Source organism: Streptococcus sp. HMSC065H07 (assembly GCF_001837325.1).
In the GTDB taxonomy this organism is placed as follows: domain Bacteria; phylum Bacillota; class Bacilli; order Lactobacillales; family Streptococcaceae; genus Streptococcus; species Streptococcus salivarius_H.
On sequence record NZ_KV832019.1, the window covers coordinates 134,142 to 151,737 of the forward strand.

The window sequence follows — 17,596 nt, forward strand, 5'->3', positions numbered from 1 at the left end:
CAGATAAAAAGAAGTAATCAGATGATTACTTCTTTTAAATGTAATCTCTATTATTTTTATTTGTTATAATATACATTGAAGACTAGATATATATTCTGTTCCCCTTAATTTTAAAATTAAATACTTATATAATAATCAAAAGAAAGTTTATGAGGACCTATCATGTCAAAATCATTTTCAGATATTCCAGCACATCAAGATGAATTTAATATCAAGAATTATATACAAGGATTAGCAAAATTTATTATGGAATGTGAGACTCCTTTAACAATCGCTATTCAAGGGGATTGGGGCACTGGAAAAACGAGTATTATGTACCAAGTAGAAGATAAATTGATGGATTATAATCAAAGTACCAATTCCAAAAATGCAAAAACCATTTTTTTTTAACACTTGGCAGTATTCACAATTTGAGATGGGGAATAACTTAGCTGTTGCTTTAATTACGGATTTAATATCTGAGCTCGAGGTTTCTGAATCTAAAAAGAAAGATTTTTTCAAAAAGACTAGAGGGGCCTTCTCTAAAGGAATTGAATATTTAAATATGGATATTGGAATCTTAAACGGTGAGAAGATAACTGAAAAGGTTCAAGAATACCTAAATAGTTTTGAGGAGAAATCTGATAACATCAAAAACCTAAAAAATAATCTACAGTCAGTTATCGACGAAGCGATAGAAAATAACAATTATGATAGGATTGTAATATTTATTGACGACTTAGATCGTCTTATCCCTGAAAAAGCCATTGAACTTTTAGAAATTCTGAAACTCTTTTTAGATTGTCAACATTGCGTCTTTGTCTTGGCAATTGATTATAACGTTGTCATTAGAGGTACTAAAGGAAAATATGGAGATGACTTAGATGACGACAAAGGGAAGGCATTTTTTGAAAAGATTATCCAAGTACCATTTACTGTACCTATTGCTAATTATGATTTAGAAAATTATATTAATACCTCACTCAAACGTATTAATTTCTCATTTGATGATGAAACTCGTTCAAATGTAACCCAATTAATCAAAAACTCTATCGGTAGTAATCCTCGCAGTATCAATAGATTATTTAACTCTGTTAGCCTTCTAACTTATATCGATAATAATAAATCGACTAAATCTCACGAACAAGCACTTCTTATCGCAATAGTCTGTTTTCAACTACGATTTGAGTATGCATATAATTATATCTTGCACTCATTAAATAACTGTTCCGACGATATAGAAGATACAGAAGATTATCTCATTGACTTGCTTGAGAATACATTTGAATTACAACAAAATGCTGATTACAACGCTTTACTATCTATCAATGGGGAATTTACCTTAAAAAACAAACAAGATAAGCTAGATTTTAGAAATTTTTATAGTAATTTAAAGGTTCTACTTGAGTCTAAAAGCACCCAGTTAGAACGCGATAAATTCCAAAAACTTATAGAAAAAATGACTTTATCTAATACCGTTGCAATAGGTAACTCCGATTCAGTTATAAGCAGTAAAATAGTGCAAAATCACAAATCTAATGAAGATGTCCAATACGTTATTAGAAAACTATTTAATAATCTTGTTGGCGAAGATCACTTCAACTTAACTAAACCAAAAGAATTTGGTAAAGAAAAAAATATCAATCGTGATTTACCTCTCCCAGACGGATTCTCAGGAATACCAAATGAATTTAATCGAATTAAAATAACTCGAGGAAAGGGACAAGGAATTAATATTTACTCTTCTCATAACCAATTTAATTCTGTTTACACATCTGGTGATAGTCATGGGCAAATGTACAATGATGGAATTGCAATTAATATAAACAAAAAACAAGTTAAAAAAATTAATATCAATAAAAATAAATTTTTAGCGAGCGAATTACGTAATAATCCTGAAAAATTTTTAGAATTTGAAACAAACTTTAGAAAACATGTGAAAGAACTTATATCTGAAGCAAGCAAACATTTATAATATACTACGTACTTCCTGTTTGTTACCTCAATTAAACAAGAATCCATAATAACTTTATCATTGAGATATTAAAGATGTTATGGATTTTTTTATTTTCTGAAAACAATCTATCAAAAAAAGACCGTTTTCACGATCTTTCTTCTTGAGAATTTTCCCTCATTCTCGACTGTGTGTTCTCTGGCCAGTCACACGGGCTACTACTGCTTATCTTCCTGGGATATATTCGCCAGTGTTCGCATCGTAGTAACGGCGTTGGCCGTTGACTGTGACGTAGGCTCCTTTAACTTGGCGACCTGATTGGTCAAAGTAAAGGTGTTGGCCATTGATGACTTGTTCGCCTGTTACGGCATAGCCATCAGCTCCGAAGTAAGCCCAGACGTTAGGCTCGATTTGAGCGAAGCGGTTGGTTACAGGTTGACCATCGTTTTCGTCATAGTACTTGTAACGACTACCGACCTTAACGGCTTTGCCCTTGTATTGGATACCATTTTGGTCAAAGTAGTATTCCTTGCCATTGATAGTCCACTTGCCTTTAAGGGCTTGGCCATCAGTATTGAAGTAAGACCATTGGTTTGGTGCAATCTCAGCAAAGCTGCTTGTTACAAGAGCTCCGCTGTGGGCATCATAGTAATAAGTCTTACCATCTTCGACAACAGTTTTACCCTTGACTTGGATACCATTTTTATCAAAGTACTTAAGGTATCCATGATCAGCACGAACTTGGCCGATAGCCAGTGAACCGTCTTGTTTGAAGTACATCCACTGGTCATCACCAACTTGGAGGTAGCGTCCGCTAGCAAGAATACCTGATTCTGGCTCATAGTAATACTTAATACCGTTTTCCTCGATAATTTCACCCTTGGCTTGGCTACCATCTTCCTTGAAGTAATAGAGGTGACCATCAATGTATTGACGTCCAGTGACGCGGTTACCTTCTTTATCAAAGTAGTTCCAAGCCTTAGTTGCTGGGTTGTAGACAAAGATGCTACGTCCGATTTCGCCTGCTGGTGTGATATAACGCGCCTTACCATTTTCAAAGATAATAGAATCTGCACGATTGCTGTAGGCCGTACCGACACTACCATCTTGGTTAAAGTAATAAGTCTTACCGTCAATGACACGTGAACCAGTCACAGTATTACCATCAGCATCAAAGTAATAACGTTTGCCTGTGCTGTTATCAGTCGCAAAGACATTGCGTCCCATATCACCTGTTTGGGCAGCATAGTAATGCAATTTGCCATCATCGGTACGGACAATGCGATCCTTAGCCTGAAGACCAGTTTCACGGTCAAAGTAGAAATGGTGACCACTCCAATGAAGGTTACCCACTACCATGGTTCCTTGTGTTGTAAAGGCACGGACTTTCTTACGTTTATCATCAAAATCAACGAAGGCATTCTTAACCATTGCGCCGTCTAGACCGTAATAGTAGGTATAGCCGTTGCTAGCACGACGAAGGGCGTTACGCAATTGGATACCATTGTCAAAGAAATAGTAATCCTTGTTATTGATGTTTTGGGCACCCTTGGTCATCTTACCGTCACCACCGAAGTAATACCAGTTACCGTTTCCGTCTTGAACAAATTCATTCTTAACGGTTTGGTTATCACGAAGGAAGTAAACGTCTTGTCCACGACGTTGGAAGACTTGAGTGCTTGTGATGGCACCAGTGTCACGAAGTGGTGTTGGCAAGAGTTGGCCGTTGGCTGAAGTATTAAAGTACTGGTTGGTCTTATCATCACGAAGGACATAGTTGATGCCTCGTCCAAGGATGTTAGTTCCGTTGAAGTACTTAGCAGACCACTTGGTAATCTTTTCATTCGTAGGCAACTGCTTACCATTTGAGATTTGCACTCGGTTGAAAATAGATGGGTACTTAGCTTTAAGCTCATCAAGGAAAGCACCACCGTATTTACCTTGATAGTCTGTACCATCTGTACGGGTATTAGCCACATAGGCTTGGTCAATGATTTGGTAGCCTATTTGGTGGTTACCATAACCGTTAACACGTGTCGCATTTACCACTTCTTTTCCTGGGAGGTTATAGATTTGGTCTGGCACCCAGTCAGCAATAGCTTGAATACCGTCTTTGTGGAGGGCACGAAGGACGTTAAGGAGGTCCTCAAGTGATCCGTATTTATTATTTTGACTCAAGGCCATGTCATAACGGTCATCAAAGGCATAACCATTATCAATTGTTGAGTCAAGGAAGGTACCATCCTTACTTGAAACGTACTGTGGTGGAAGTCCGACTGACGTAACACCCCAAGCTTTGAGCAAGTCAGTGTGCTTAGCCAAGACACGGTTCATGTAGAGTTCTGGCTGATCGTCCGCAAAAGCTTGGAAGTTTGAGAAGGCTTCATACATGACTTGCGAATCAAGGGCTGCTGAAGACTTGTAAACTTGTCCATCGCTATTGGCACGGTTACTTGGCTGTGTACGTGCGTCTTGGTTAGCCTTAGCCCCGACTGGTACCCAGACACCGAGGTAACCTGATACTTGCACATTTTCCACACCAAAAACATCGTTGGCATTGAAGGTCAAGTTCCCATTCCAGTCAGTGCGTTTAAGAAGGTTTTTAGGCACATCAGAATCGTTGAGGTAGGTTGCTAGACCATCCTTAGTCGTCAAAAGCAATGGACGGTAAAGCTGATTACGGTGGGCTCTACCCATATTCATCGTTACAGTTTCATTGCTACCCAATCGGAAATCATAGTTGTTGGTCATGATGACACCCATCCCTTGCGTACGAGTTTCTGAAGTTCCCAAATCTGTTCTGTTATTGGCACCTTTACCATAACGAACTGATGTCAAGAGGCCGTCATTTCCGACTTTCTTCACTTCCATGTCTTGACCACCAGCTACATACTTGATACGGGCACGCAAGAGGGTGTCGATAGCATCAAAGTAAGGCGTCTTTTTCGCCATGTAGTGACCATCCTCACGGTAGAGGTCACCGTAATAAACACGTGTTACAGAGTCCTTGTTGGTCAACATGAGGGTATAGACAGATGGCAAGTTGTATGACGCATAAGTCTTGTGAGCCTTATCAATATCCGCATTGTAAATCTCGAAGGCCTTCTTTATTTCATCACGGGTGAAATTGTAACCAAACAGATTTGGGTTGATACGATCACGGATGATACGTTGGATAATGGTTTGCGCTTCCGTATCGTGGGCACGGGTGAAAATATAGTTGGCCATACGTTCACCGTTCTTATCGTTAGCACCTCGTGGATTCAAACTACTATTCATAAAAGCAGTCATGTCCCCAAGCTGCATACGTGTATTTTTATCACGCATCAAAAGGTTGGTAAGAGCATTACGAAGGGCATTATCAATCGGCAGTTGTGCCCCCTTATTGTCCTTGTTGTAATATGGGTCGTTGGCAGACCACGCTTCCAAGTATGACAAGTGTTTGATCGCATTAGCTTCGGACTTGTCAACACCATAGGCTGCTTTGAAGTAATCTGAAGCGATTTGGAGAAGGTCAGCATCCACATTGTCCAAGGCATCGACACGCAAACCGTCAAAGTTAGCAGTTGGGTCATTGGCCATGATACTTCCGATATTCATCATAAAGTGGAGCCAGTTAAGTTGCTCCGCCTGAACAGCTGGGTTTGAGTTATCAATATCGTTGGCAAGCAAGAACTCAAGACCACCGATAGAATTGTCCTTGAAGTACTTACGTGTACCCGTCTGATTAGTCGGTGTGCGGTTAAGCAAACGATAGTCAGAGTTGGCGTAGCTAGTACGGTTACCAGTATCACCCTTACTGTTGTTAAAGAGCAACTGTCCACCTTGCAAGTGGTCGTATGAACTATTTTCAGTGCTACTATTCCAACCAGGCTGAGTCTTGATAAACTGATCAATACTTGTACGCAACCAGTTGGTATTGCCTTCACGCGCAATACGTTCTTCAATCTTAGTCTGAACCGTTTTAGCAGCTAGATTTAGACTTTCCTGGCTAGAGTTGGTTGAAAATGATCCTGCACCAAGACCTTGATTTTGCATGTAGTTTAGGTAGTTAACCTGAGTCGATTTGTCAGGCCACCAAACCATTAAGAGTGGACGTTTGTCAGCCTCGGTTGAAGCTGTCCAAGTCTTACCATCCTTGAGAATACTCTTTGGACGGTACCAAGCATCCGCAGTAATGAAGGTGTCGAGTTGGTCCAAAGATTTGTTATCGTTTTTGTAGAGCTGATTTCCAGATGAAAAATCCACAGTTGCCTTGATAGGTTCTGTTGAAAATTCATCTTGTGACTTGGTCGCAAGAGCTCCTGTTTCAGCATCAAAGTAATATGACTTCCCATCTTGCTCAAAGACGAAGTTCTTACGCACACTACCGTCACTATTGACATAGTATTGTTTGCCGTTAATCCATTGGATACCAGTCGCTGTATCGGTATTGGCTTCACGAGTTTCTGCCAAGGCACGACGACTACGTGTACGAGCTTCTGTATTTGCCGTATCAGTTGCTGCTGCACGGTCTGTAGTAGCTGTTGCACGATCCGTTCCAGTTACTGCAGCGTTAGTATTTGTATCAGTTGTTGTGGCACTAGTGTCAGCAGTTGCTGCTTGCACATTTGTACTTGGCGCTTCTTGACCTGAGTTGGTGTCAACTGTCGCTGTGTTTGCAGCAGGAGCCACTGCCCTATCTGTAACATCGGTTGTCGTGCTAGTCGCATCTGCGACAGGAATAGCCACGCTCGCAGTATTAGCATCTGCTGAAATAGTTGGTGCTACTGTAGTTGCTGCATCATTAGTTGTGGCAGGCGCTTCTCGAAGCAAATCTTGACTGCTATCACCCGACTGATTCGCAGGATTTTGCTCATCGGCCTGAACCTGTTGATCCGCCAACAAAGTTCCACCAGCAACAGTAACCATTGAGAGTGCTGTCACCCCAATAGTCACCCAATTCTTCTTCACTTTATGCATTTTAAAGCGTACTTTTTGTTCCATAATATTTACCTTTTTCCCTTATATTACTTCTATCATAAGCTATTTGACAAGGGAATACAATTACACAACTGTAATATCAGTTTAATGTATCTACCTTCGTTTTCTCAGAAAACGTCCTTTAATAATCTGCCTAATAAATACACCTTGTGAACAAATGCACTAAGGATAACATAAAACCAGCTAAAATCGTTAGGACTAAGACTTTTTTAGACGATAGAATCATCCAACAATATTAATTTATTTTTAAATAAAAAAACCTTCATTTCTAAGATGAAATAAAGGCTTGGTTACGGGGACTAACAAAATCCTGCTAAAGTATGCGTGGTTTATGGGTTAGGAGGTCGCGATGCTTTCCATATTTAGTAGTCCACAAAACGCTTGATTGCTATTTTTTACTCATTTTCCATGTACTACCACCTAGTGAAAAAGGCACCTATGGTTTCAATAATGGCATAGAGTAATGGGGGTTTTCGTGGTCTGAAATCTGTTTTATAAAAGTAGTAATTCGAAATGAAGATAAATAATATGACAATGATACTCCAAGCTAAGATAACCATGATTTTTCTCCTTTACTGCTTCTTCAATCTGATACCTAATAAACTCTTCCTTTTGGAAGTATCTCAAAAATGCCCGTGTCCATCAAGTCAAATTGTCTTATCAAAATTTCTATAATTAGATATTTTCACCACCGATTACTCAGTTGGTTGCGATGCTTTCCATGCCTCTAAGTTAGCGTAACTTTTAATGGGATAATCTGTCTTTTTCCCATCTTTAACTGCATAAACCGTTAAATCTTCACCACCTGCTGGAGCTAACCAATGAAGTGTTGCATTAAGCCACTCCTCCTCACTGACAGACTCCGGACGAGGATAGATACTGTAAGACACATCTCCATATATTTTATTCCAAAAATCAGGATAATCCGTAAAAAGATTTAATGCTTTTGCATTATCATCATTTCCTTTTTCCCCATCAGACTCAAGATGAGTTATACTATCTGAAACAAACAAATTATAAGATTCTGCGATATTGTTTAAAGAAGCAGATCTAATAACATTAGAATAATACCCATCATTATATGCACTAAGCTTGCTATCAGATTGATTATAGAAAGTTTTCAATTCTTCTGGTAAAGCTTCAACTTTTCCATTTGATAAATCAACTCCAACATATTCATCAATTGTATAATGAACATCATCCTTAACCAAGGCAATAATGGCTAGGTCCTTCCCTTCATAGGTTAAATAATCAAAGACTTTCCAGATTTTAGCATCTTTTTTATAAGCCTCTGTTGCCTTATAAAGGTCATATTCCTTACGCTTAAAGTTATCATTGAGGGCAAGGGTGACTAAGATATATTCAGAGCCATCAGTCTTTGGAACCGTAACATCTTTTCCCTTATAGGATACAAATCTGAGATCAGCGATATAATTTTGAGTAACATGTGCCTTTGAAGGGGCTAGGACAAATTGATTTTTATCTCCAAAAACTACAGGTTTACTATCTTTTAACGAATCTTCAGTTATATCGTACGCAACCTTTGAAGAATGCTCCTTTGAGTGATTAGCTTTTGATTGATGAGAGCTAATATAATAAGTCAGGAAGCAAGCCACAGTTAATAAAATCGTACTAATCGCTATCAACTTTCCCTTACCTTTTCGCCTAAGAATAAACTTCCCCATAACTACCTTTACCTCTTTTTTCCTACATACAGATATAATACCCATTATAACACGACTGTGACTCCTTCTTTTGAATATGAGAGGGACAAAATTATTAGGATTTAAGCGTGAAAAAGCATCTGGGTGTACACTGACAGTTTCTCTAAAACAACTCAAAAACCAGCTAATGCTGGCTTTTTCGTCTATTTAATCATCTAGAGTTATGATAGGAAAATAATAATTTAGATAGGAAAAGGAAAAATTCGCTCTAGATTTTAAAGTACATATTAATTAACGACGCTGTCTCAATTCACCAGTTTTGGCATCGCAGAAGAGGCGTTTACCACCAACATAAACATAACGTCCTTTAACTTGACGACCTGAACCGTCAAAGTAAAGCTGTTTGCCATTGATGACCTGTTTTCCAGTCACTGCTTGACCTGCTGCGTTGAAGTAATACCAGCAGCCACGTCCAGCTTCAACAAAGCGGTTTACCACTTGCTCACCAGTGTGGGCATCAAAGTAACATTTTTTACCTTGGACAGTGAGCAACTTACCTTTGACTTGAGCACCATTGCTACCAAAGTAGTAAACTTTATTGTTAATATTTTGAAGACCTGTCACTTTGTGACCATCTTGGTTAAGGTACGCCCATTGGTTAGCCGCAATTTGAATGAATTGGTTGATGACTGCTTGACCAGTGACAGCGTCATAGTAACGTCCTTCAGCCCAGCCACCTTTTAATTGACTGTGGTCTTTATTGAAATAATAAAGTTTTCCATCAATCACTTTTGCACCTTGAACGAGGTAACCAAAAGCATCCGCATAATACCAGTTGTTGTTTTCAAAGATAAAGCGTGACACAGCCATTTCACCTGTTTGGGCAGAAATGTAGTATTGCTTGTTGCCTTGTTGCATCATCTGACCTTTGATTTGACGGCCTTCTGAGTCAAAGCAGTATTCTTTACCATTGATGATACGTTTTCCTGTCACAGCGTAACCATGTTCATCTAGGTAGTACCAAGCTTGGTTTTCTTTATTTTGAACAAAGGTATTTACAGCCATATTACCAGTATCAGGGATGAAGTAACGGATACGACCATCTGAGAAGCGAATAAACTTGTCTTTAGCTTGGATACCTGTTTGTGTATCAAAGTAGAAGGTTGTGCTCCCCATTTCAAGGAGACCAGTAGCCATGTGTCCGTAACAATCAAAGTAGCGGACATCTTTACGGTAACCAGCAAAATCGTAGAAGCCGTTGATAGCTTTCACACCATTTTTATCATAGTAATAGGTGTAACCATCGCTACCTTTAACAAGTGAGTCACGAGCTTGAAGACCATTTTCAAGGAAGTAATAAGCCTTTCCATCGATAACCTTTTCGCCTTTGACCTTTTGACCATATTGATCGTAATAATACCATTGATTTTCGCCTACACGGACAAATGAAGACTTAGCATTGTTCGAATCAACACTTGGTTTAGTCTCACCTGTGATGATTTGGTAACCTGAGTTATTTTGCTGGTTACCTTGTGAAATGATAGTGACATTAGCATTTGAACCATTCGAATGCCCTACCGATACGTTTGGAAACAGTTTATTAGAATTCGAAACGATAGTAACATTCGGCGTAGTTCCTGAGGCTGTGATGGTGATTGTCGTGTTTCGACCACCATTCCAATGAATGCCGTTTGAGTCAGACGAACTTGTCGTAATTGTCGCAAAACCGCTAGCTGACGATGATGATGACCATGATGATGAAGACGAGTAAGAATACCAAGCTGAACTTGATGAGCTTGAAGAACTTGACGCACTAGCACTTACTGATGCCGAACTGCTACTTGATTGGTAAGCAGAACCCGTTTGTGATGAATTAGAGGTTTGTGTTCCTACTACTTGAGAAGATTGTGACGAGCTGACTTGACCAGATCCACCACCTACCACAGTCTGTGATGAGCCTCCTGTTGAGACAGATGATGAAGACTCGTAGCCTGAGCTTGTTTGACTGCCATAGTTAGATGACACCGCTGACAAATGGCCAGCATCTTCCGTCAAGGTTGGCGAATAGCTTTCATTAATCAATGAAGCACTTGACTCAATGCCTGCATCTGTTTGTTCAAAACCGTCACCATTAGGAAGTGACACTTCATCTGCTTGTGCCGATTGATCTGCTAAAAGAGCTCCACCCGCAAGTGCAACCATCGACAGCGTGCTAACTCCGATAGTCACCCAGTTTTTCTTGACCTTGTGTAACTTAAATCCAACTTTCTTTTCCATAACATACACCTTTCAATATAACTTTATTTCTCTATACTATGTTAAGGGATTTTGGAAGCGAATACAATTACAGATGCATAACTCTAGTCTCATAAGACTAACCTTCTCCCCATAATTCATTTGAAGAAGCAAGTCTAAGATATATACCTATAGCCTTTATATGTTAGAAAACGGTACTAAAAAAACGTTCGGATTTTGTTAACTTTACACAGAAATTCCGATGTTTAGCCGTTTTAGCTCCCCCATCATTAGAGGACTGAGTATAGTTTAAAACGAAAGTAAACGGTATATTGAGGAATCTATTAATCAAACTCATTGTTTACTTACAATCCACTAGACATTTCGAGGGAAATGATAAAAGAAAAGTACTTGAAAGAAAATACTTCAAGTACTTAAAAGTTTTGAAATTATGTGGAAAGCTGCTGATTTTCAATCTATAAGCTTCTGGGATAGTCCCAAAAATACATTTTCTCTGCCTACTTATCGTTTTCTGACCCAAGCTCCAGTATTGGCGTCATAGTAACGGCGTTGGCCTTTAACCCAGACGTAACGGCCTTTGATCTGACAGCCAGAAGCGTCAAAGTAGAGGTGTTGGCCGTTGATGACTTGTTCACCAGTTACGGCTTGGCCTGAGGCGTTAAAGTAATACCAAACACCACGAGAAATTTGGATAAAGCGATTGGTCACGGCTTCACCACTGTTGGCATCAAAATAGTATTTCTTGCCTCTGTAAGTCAGGAGTTTACCCTTGGCTTGAACACCATTGCCTTCAAAGTAGTAAAGTTTACCATTGATATGTTGGAGACCAACTACCTTTTGACCATTTTGGTTGAGGTAAGCCCATTTGTTGGCACCAACTTGGACAAAGCGGTTGGTTACGGCCTGACCTGAATCACCATCATAGTAACGGCCGTTGGCCCAGGCACCCTTGACTTGGCTATAATCATTGTTGAAATAATAGTGATTACCATTAATGACTTGAGCACCTTTAACCAACTTACCATTGCCATCGACATAGTACCACTTGTTGTTTTCCGTCACAAAACGTGAACGGGCAATTTCACCACTATCGCCATCAAGGAAGTAACGTTGGTTATTGATAGTGACAAAGTGTCCTTTAACCTGACGACCTTCATTGTCAAAGTAATATTGCTTACCGTTAATAGTTTGAAGGCCTGTCACGGCATAACCGTTGCTATCGAGGTAATACCAAGCCTTGTTCTCAGGATTTTGCGCAAATCGGTTGACCGCGAGATTTCCTGTATCTGGGATGAAGTAACGCGTGCGGCCGTCTGCAAAGCGGATGAACTTGTCTTTGGCTTGAATACCAGTCTTTTCATCAAAATAGAAGGTTGTGCCATACATGTCGTGGAGGCCACGATACATTTGACCGTTGCCATCGAAATAGCGAACATCTTGGCGAGGACCCGCAAAGTCATAGAATCCATTAAAAGCCTGAACCCCTTTAGGATCGTAGTAATAGACGTGACCATCACTGCCTTGGCGAAGGACATGACGTAGCTGGAGACCATTGTCTAGGAAGAAGTATTTCTTGCCATCAATGACCTGTTCACCTGTGACCATGTTACCGTTCTTATCAAAGTAATACCACTGGTTGGCACTGATTTGAATGAAGGTATTCTTGGCAAGGTAGCCACTCGTTGAGAGGTATTGGACCTTATCTCCCACCCTACGGAAACCAGTTGCTGTGATTTCTGTCATTTGTTTAGGAAGGAAGGTTTGACCTGCTTTCAGGTTGAAGTATTGGTTTGTTGCGTTATCTTGCAAGACATAGCGAGCCCCTGTACCTTGGATATTGCTTCCATTGAAATACTTGGCTGACCATTGCGTGATTTTCTCATTTGTAGTCAATTTACGGCCGTTTGAAATCTGCACGCGCTCAAAGATAGCTGGGTATTTTGCCTTCAATTCATCAAGGAAGGCACCTCCGTACTTGCCTTGGAAGTCATTTCCAAAGGTACGTGTTTTAGCTGCATAGAGACTATTGTAGATTTCAGCATTTGGACGTGGTGTGCCGTAGCTGTTGGTACGTGAAGCTGTTACCACTTCTTTTCCAGGGAGATTGTAAATTTGATCTGGAACCCAGTCAGCAATGGCTGAGATACCTTCAGCGTGAAGGGCACGAAGAGCATCCATGAGGTCTTTGAGTGAACCGTATTTGTTGTTCTTGCTCATGGCAATATCGTAACGGTCCTCGAAGGCATAGCCATTTTCAATGATAGAATCCAAGAAAGTGCCGTCTTGGCTAGACACGTATTGTGGCGCAAATTCAAAGGAAGTGATTCCCCACTCTTTGAAGCGTTTGGCATTTTGAGCAATAACACGGTTGGTGTACTGACTTGGTGTCTTAACGAAGTCTTGGAAGTTTGAGAAGCCTTCATAGATGACCTGTGAGTCGAGAGCTGCTGAGGATTCAAAGACCTGCTCACCCTTCTTAGTCGTCGAAGCCTTGGTGCGGGCATCTTGGTTTTCTGAAGCACCTACTGGCACCCAAACCGCTAAATAGCCTGAAACTTCAACAGTTGAATGACCAGTAATATCGTCTGCCGTGAAGGTCAAGTTCCCTTGATTGTCCGTATAGCGAACCAATCCAGCTGGGACATCAGAATCCTTGAAGTAGGTCGCAAGCCCTGTCGATTTGCTGAGAAGTAATGGACGATAGGCTTGATTTTTGTGGGCAGATCCCATATTAACCACCAGACGGTCATTTGCTCCCAATTTCATATCTGGACGATTGGCTGTGAGGACCAGCATTCCTTGGTTACGTGTTTCAGCAGTACCAAGCTGATTAACTTCTTCTGCACCCTTACCATAACGCACAGATGACATGATTTCATAGCCGTTATGCTTAGTAACCTTCATGTCTTGGCCACCTGCTACATATTTGATGCGAGCACGGAGCAGAGCATCAATGGCATTATAGTATGGTGATTTTTCAGCCATGTATTGGCCATCGTCGGTAAAAAGATCACCGTAGTAAACACGAGTGATACTGTCCTTGTTGGTCAACATTGTGGCATAGGCAGCTGGGATATTGTACTGAGTGTACTTTTTATCAGCCTTGCGCATGTCCGCATTGTAGATTTCGAAGGCCTGTTTGAGCTCATCCATGGTGAAGGTGAAACCATCTGTTTTTGGATTAATCTGCTTACTGATGATATTAGCCAAAACAGCTTGCACTTCACTATCATGGGCACGCACGAAAATGTAGTTGGCATCACGAGGTGTGTGTTTCTGCTCACTTGAACGGTTGTTAAGAGAGTTAGTAATCACACGCTCCAAGCTGCCACGGTAATTGCTCTTACGCAAAAAAGTCGTCAAAAGCGTTTCACGTAGCGGATTGTCAATGGACAACTGAGCACCCTTGGTATCCTTGTTGTATTGATGGTCGTTGTAGGACCAAGCTTCAAGGATTGACAAGTGAGCAATAGCGTTGGCTTCATTATCAGCTACACGGTATTTTTCCTTGAAGTAGTCAGAAGCAATCTGCAAGAGGTCCGCATCCACATTGTCCACCGCATCGATACGAACACCGTCAAAGTTGGCGCTTGGATCATTGCCAAGGATAGAACCAATGTTCATGATGTAGTGGAGCCAGTTTAGTTGCTCAGCCTGAACAGCTGGGTTAGAGTTGTCGATATCGTTAGCCAAGAGCAACTCGTAACCACCATTTGAACGGTCGATATGGTATTTGCGTGTCCCTGTTTGGTTAGTCGGTGTGCGGTTCATGAGACGGAAATCTGAATTGGCATGACTTGTCCTACTATTATTGAGGAAGGTCAGAGCGCCTCCTTGCAAGTGGTCCTTACCAACTAAAAGATTGTCCTCACTCTCAGAGTTCCAGCCAGGCTGTGTTTTGATGAAGTCTGACATCAACTGACGAAGCCAAGTGGTATTGCCCTCACGACCGATACGTTCCTCGATTTTAACTTGAATCAAGTCAGCAGCAGATGCTAAGTCGTAACTCATCATATCTGTCGTATAGGTCTTATCACTAAAACCTTGTTGACTCATATAGTTGAGGTAGTTGACCTGTGTCACCTTGTCTGGCCACCAAGTCATCAAAAGGGGACGATAATCTTTCTCAGTTGAAGCTGTCCAATTTTTTCCATCCTTCAATATCTGTTTTGGACGGTACCAACTATCAGCCGTCAAGAAATTGTCCAAGTGTTCGAAACTCTTGCTTGATGTGTCGTAGGCTTGGTTGTAAACCGCATTGATAGAGTTATTTGGAATGGCATCGGCACGATACAAAGGTTTACTTTGATCTACCATAGCCCCAGTCTCATCGAAATAATAAAGACGCCCATCAAGTTCAATGGCTGCGTTCTTTTTCACAACGCCATTTTCAACATAGTACTGCTTGCCATCAATAATCTTCAAATTCGAAGCTACTGGTTTATAGTCAAGACTTGGCTGATTTGGTTGGACCGGCTTGTTAGGTTGAGACGGTTGACTTGGTTGAACAGGTTTATTGGGTTGATTTGGCTGCGTTACAATGGTCACATTGGGTTTTGTGCCATTTGGACTTGTCACCGTCACGTTTGGCTTAGGAGTGTTTGGCCCTGTGATAATGGTTACATTTGGTGTCGTACCGCTGGCCGTAATCGTAATGTTAGTGTTGCGGTTGGCATTGATACGAATAGTGCTATCAGCAGCGCGTGTGGCGATTGATGGTGCAGCATTGGTCAAGACTCTAGGTCTTGCTTGTTCTGTCACACTTGGAGTAGACTGAGCACTTGTTTGCACACTTTCAGTCTCAATTCTTTGGCTGGTTTGAACCTCAGTCTTTTTCTGATTTTGACTGTTTGCTTTAGCTGTTGCATGCGACGTTGCTACACGACGCCCACCACTGCGAGTTGCTTTGTGGCTAGGAGTAACTGAAGATTCCGATTGTCCTACCTGATTACTCGGCGTATCTGACTGTGATCTTTCTTGAACAGTTGCCTGTGTTGTTGCCTGACCTTGTGAGACCTGTTCCGTAGTCAGTGTCTCTTGGGCACTAGCTTGAGTTTGCGAAGAAACTGCCACTTCTTGATCGATAACTTGACTGCTTTGTGCTTGAGCAGTTGCCTCTTGAGCGACCGCACTTGTCGTCGCCTGAGAGCTTGTTTCGTGACTTACGCTGGCTGTTGCTACTGCTGCCACACTTGCTTGAGCACTAGCTTGCTCAGTAACAGTTGTTGTCGTCACTAGACTGGCAGTACCATCCTCACTCAGTTGCTGCAAGCCGTCACCATTAGGTGCGCTCGTCTCATCGGCTTCTACTTTTCCTTGAGCTAGGAGGCTTCCACCCGCCAAGGCAACCATTGAGAGGGTAGTCACCCCGATAGTTACCCAGTTTTTCTTAACCTTATGTAGTTTAAAACGTACCTTATTTTCCATCTATAACAATCATCCTTTTTTTCTATTGTTTTCTCTACTCTATGATATATTCAGACAAATTACAAATAGGAAAAAGTCATCTTATTTTCATGAATCTCTGCCGGACGCTTCCTATTATTAACTTTGATTTGTAAAAATGAGACCTTACACCATATGTAAGGTCCTAAATAGAGTTTTTTTGCTTCTCAAACTCCTTCAAGTGCTTATCTTCAAAGGCTTTTGAAGATTAAAGCAAGCTTCAATTAACCTTAAGAGATAGCAAAACTATGAGAGAAGTAGCCCCTAAAAAGACAATTCTGAAAAGAAAATTTTAGATAGAAAGACTCTATTTTTTCATCTGACTAAGATCGTGGTCTGTCTATGAGGAACAAAAATTAAAAATATAAATGATTTACACAGGTGAATTCTTATTTGACTAACGAAACTAAATATAGAATCTTTTATGTCAGTTCTTTAACATTTTTGATAATTCCGTTAGTTTCTGTTGTTTATTCTTAAAAAAGGATTATAATGAAGCTAGGTGAATATGTAAGCGTTTTAATTTTGCTTTAAAGGACACTTGGGGGATTATCTAAAAGATTGACATTAGTTACCTAATGCCTAAATAAGGATTATAGTAGGATAACCATTCCTGAGTCACTTTGAACCATCAAACTAGGGCTCATAAAAAGAATACAGCATCATTTCAAACTAGAGCTCTAGAGGGGACGCCTCATACTAGTAAGCTCTAGTTTTTTGTGTCTTAGAAGCCCAAAATAAACGAGATCTTCCATGCTTAGAAAGGAGGAAAATTCCGAACGGCTCTCGTTTTTCTAGAATCATTTCGTCAGGACTCATGTTTGCCTCGAACAGTCTCGTAATATAGAAATTGAGGAGGCTTGGAGAAATAAGGATTGTCACAAAAAGATTAACTTACATCGTTAGGGACTCCTCCCCAATGCTCACTTTTCATAAACTCTCATGACAGCCCTTATTTTGCAGTATGTAAAAAGTTTAAAATGAAAGGAGAATTACCATGGAAAAGAAAGTACATTTTAAACTTCACAAAGTTAAAAAACATTGGGTAACTATTGCAGTGACAGGACTTGCTTTGGGATTGAGTTTTGCAGGACTCAGCTACGCTTCAGCTGAAGAACAACCTACACCTGTTAATGAAGCAACTGTTGAAGCCATCATCAAAGAAGGTGCTATTGACGTCGAGGCTCCAGCAAGTAATGAAGCCACAACTAAACCTGTAGAAAACACAGCTGCTACCGCTTCGAGCGAGGTTGCCACTGTGTCAGAAACACCAGTGGTCACCTCTGAAGGGGCTTCAACAGAAACAGTCTCTGAA

General features: G+C 40.6%; 7 protein-coding genes. 3 read left to right on the forward strand and 4 right to left on the reverse strand.

Features of this window, described 5'->3' with window-relative positions; translation table 11 throughout:
- The first annotated feature begins 162 nt into the window (after nt 1–162).
- A complete protein-coding gene (locus tag HMPREF2637_RS11460; RefSeq protein WP_256315716.1) occupies nt 163–390 on the forward strand; it encodes a P-loop NTPase fold protein in 228 nt (75 codons plus the stop codon).
- The gene (locus tag HMPREF2637_RS02745) at nt 368–1,954 is read left to right on the forward strand and encodes a KAP family P-loop NTPase fold protein (RefSeq protein ID WP_256315718.1); all 1,587 of its coding nucleotides are present in this window, start codon (nt 368–370) and stop codon (nt 1,952–1,954) included. Before HMPREF2637_RS11460 ends, HMPREF2637_RS02745 begins: the two co-directional genes overlap by 23 nt.
- A 204-nt stretch (nt 1,955–2,158) precedes the next feature.
- On the opposite strand, the gene HMPREF2637_RS02750 is transcribed toward HMPREF2637_RS02745, so the two are convergent.
- From HMPREF2637_RS02750 to HMPREF2637_RS02770, 4 genes are all read right to left on the reverse strand, one after another.
- Complete coding sequence (locus HMPREF2637_RS02750; RefSeq protein WP_070839010.1) at nt 2,159–6,919, reverse strand: glycoside hydrolase family 70 protein; 4,761 nt, start codon at nt 6,917–6,919, stop codon at nt 2,159–2,161.
- Between the two features lie 692 nt (nt 6,920–7,611).
- Complete coding sequence (locus HMPREF2637_RS02760) at nt 7,612–8,601, reverse strand: hypothetical protein (RefSeq protein ID WP_070839012.1); 990 nt, start codon at nt 8,599–8,601, stop codon at nt 7,612–7,614.
- 270 nt (nt 8,602–8,871) lie between these two features.
- Nucleotides 8,872–10,857 (reverse strand): KxYKxGKxW signal peptide domain-containing protein, encoded by a 1,986-nt coding sequence (locus HMPREF2637_RS02765; protein WP_064525391.1) that lies wholly within the window; start codon nt 10,855–10,857, stop codon nt 8,872–8,874.
- Between the two features lie 480 nt (nt 10,858–11,337).
- Nucleotides 11,338–16,263 (reverse strand): glycoside hydrolase family 70 protein, encoded by a 4,926-nt coding sequence (locus tag HMPREF2637_RS02770; protein ID WP_064525388.1) that lies wholly within the window; start codon nt 16,261–16,263, stop codon nt 11,338–11,340.
- A 1,015-nt stretch (nt 16,264–17,278) separates the two neighbouring features.
- On the opposite strand from HMPREF2637_RS02770, the gene HMPREF2637_RS11465 reads away from it, so the two are divergent.
- The coding region (locus tag HMPREF2637_RS11465) for a KxYKxGKxW signal peptide domain-containing protein (protein WP_256315720.1) at nt 17,279–17,596 on the forward strand (318 nt) is incomplete at its 3' end.

Bases quoted from the DNA above. Each gene is read 5' to 3' on its own strand.
- HMPREF2637_RS11460 (WP_256315716.1), top strand. From the start codon at position 163: ATGTCAAAATCATTTTCAGATATTCCAGCACATCAAGATGAATTTAAT.
- HMPREF2637_RS02745 (WP_256315718.1), top strand. From the start codon at position 368: ATGCAAAAACCATTTTTTTTTAACACTTGGCAGTATTCACAATTTGAG.
- HMPREF2637_RS02750 (WP_070839010.1), bottom strand. From the start codon at position 6,919: ATGGAACAAAAAGTACGCTTTAAAATGCATAAAGTGAAGAAGAATTGG.
- HMPREF2637_RS02760 (WP_070839012.1), bottom strand. From the start codon at position 8,601: ATGGGGAAGTTTATTCTTAGGCGAAAAGGTAAGGGAAAGTTGATAGCG.
- HMPREF2637_RS02765 (WP_064525391.1), bottom strand. From the start codon at position 10,857: ATGGAAAAGAAAGTTGGATTTAAGTTACACAAGGTCAAGAAAAACTGG.
- HMPREF2637_RS02770 (WP_064525388.1), bottom strand. From the start codon at position 16,263: ATGGAAAATAAGGTACGTTTTAAACTACATAAGGTTAAGAAAAACTGG.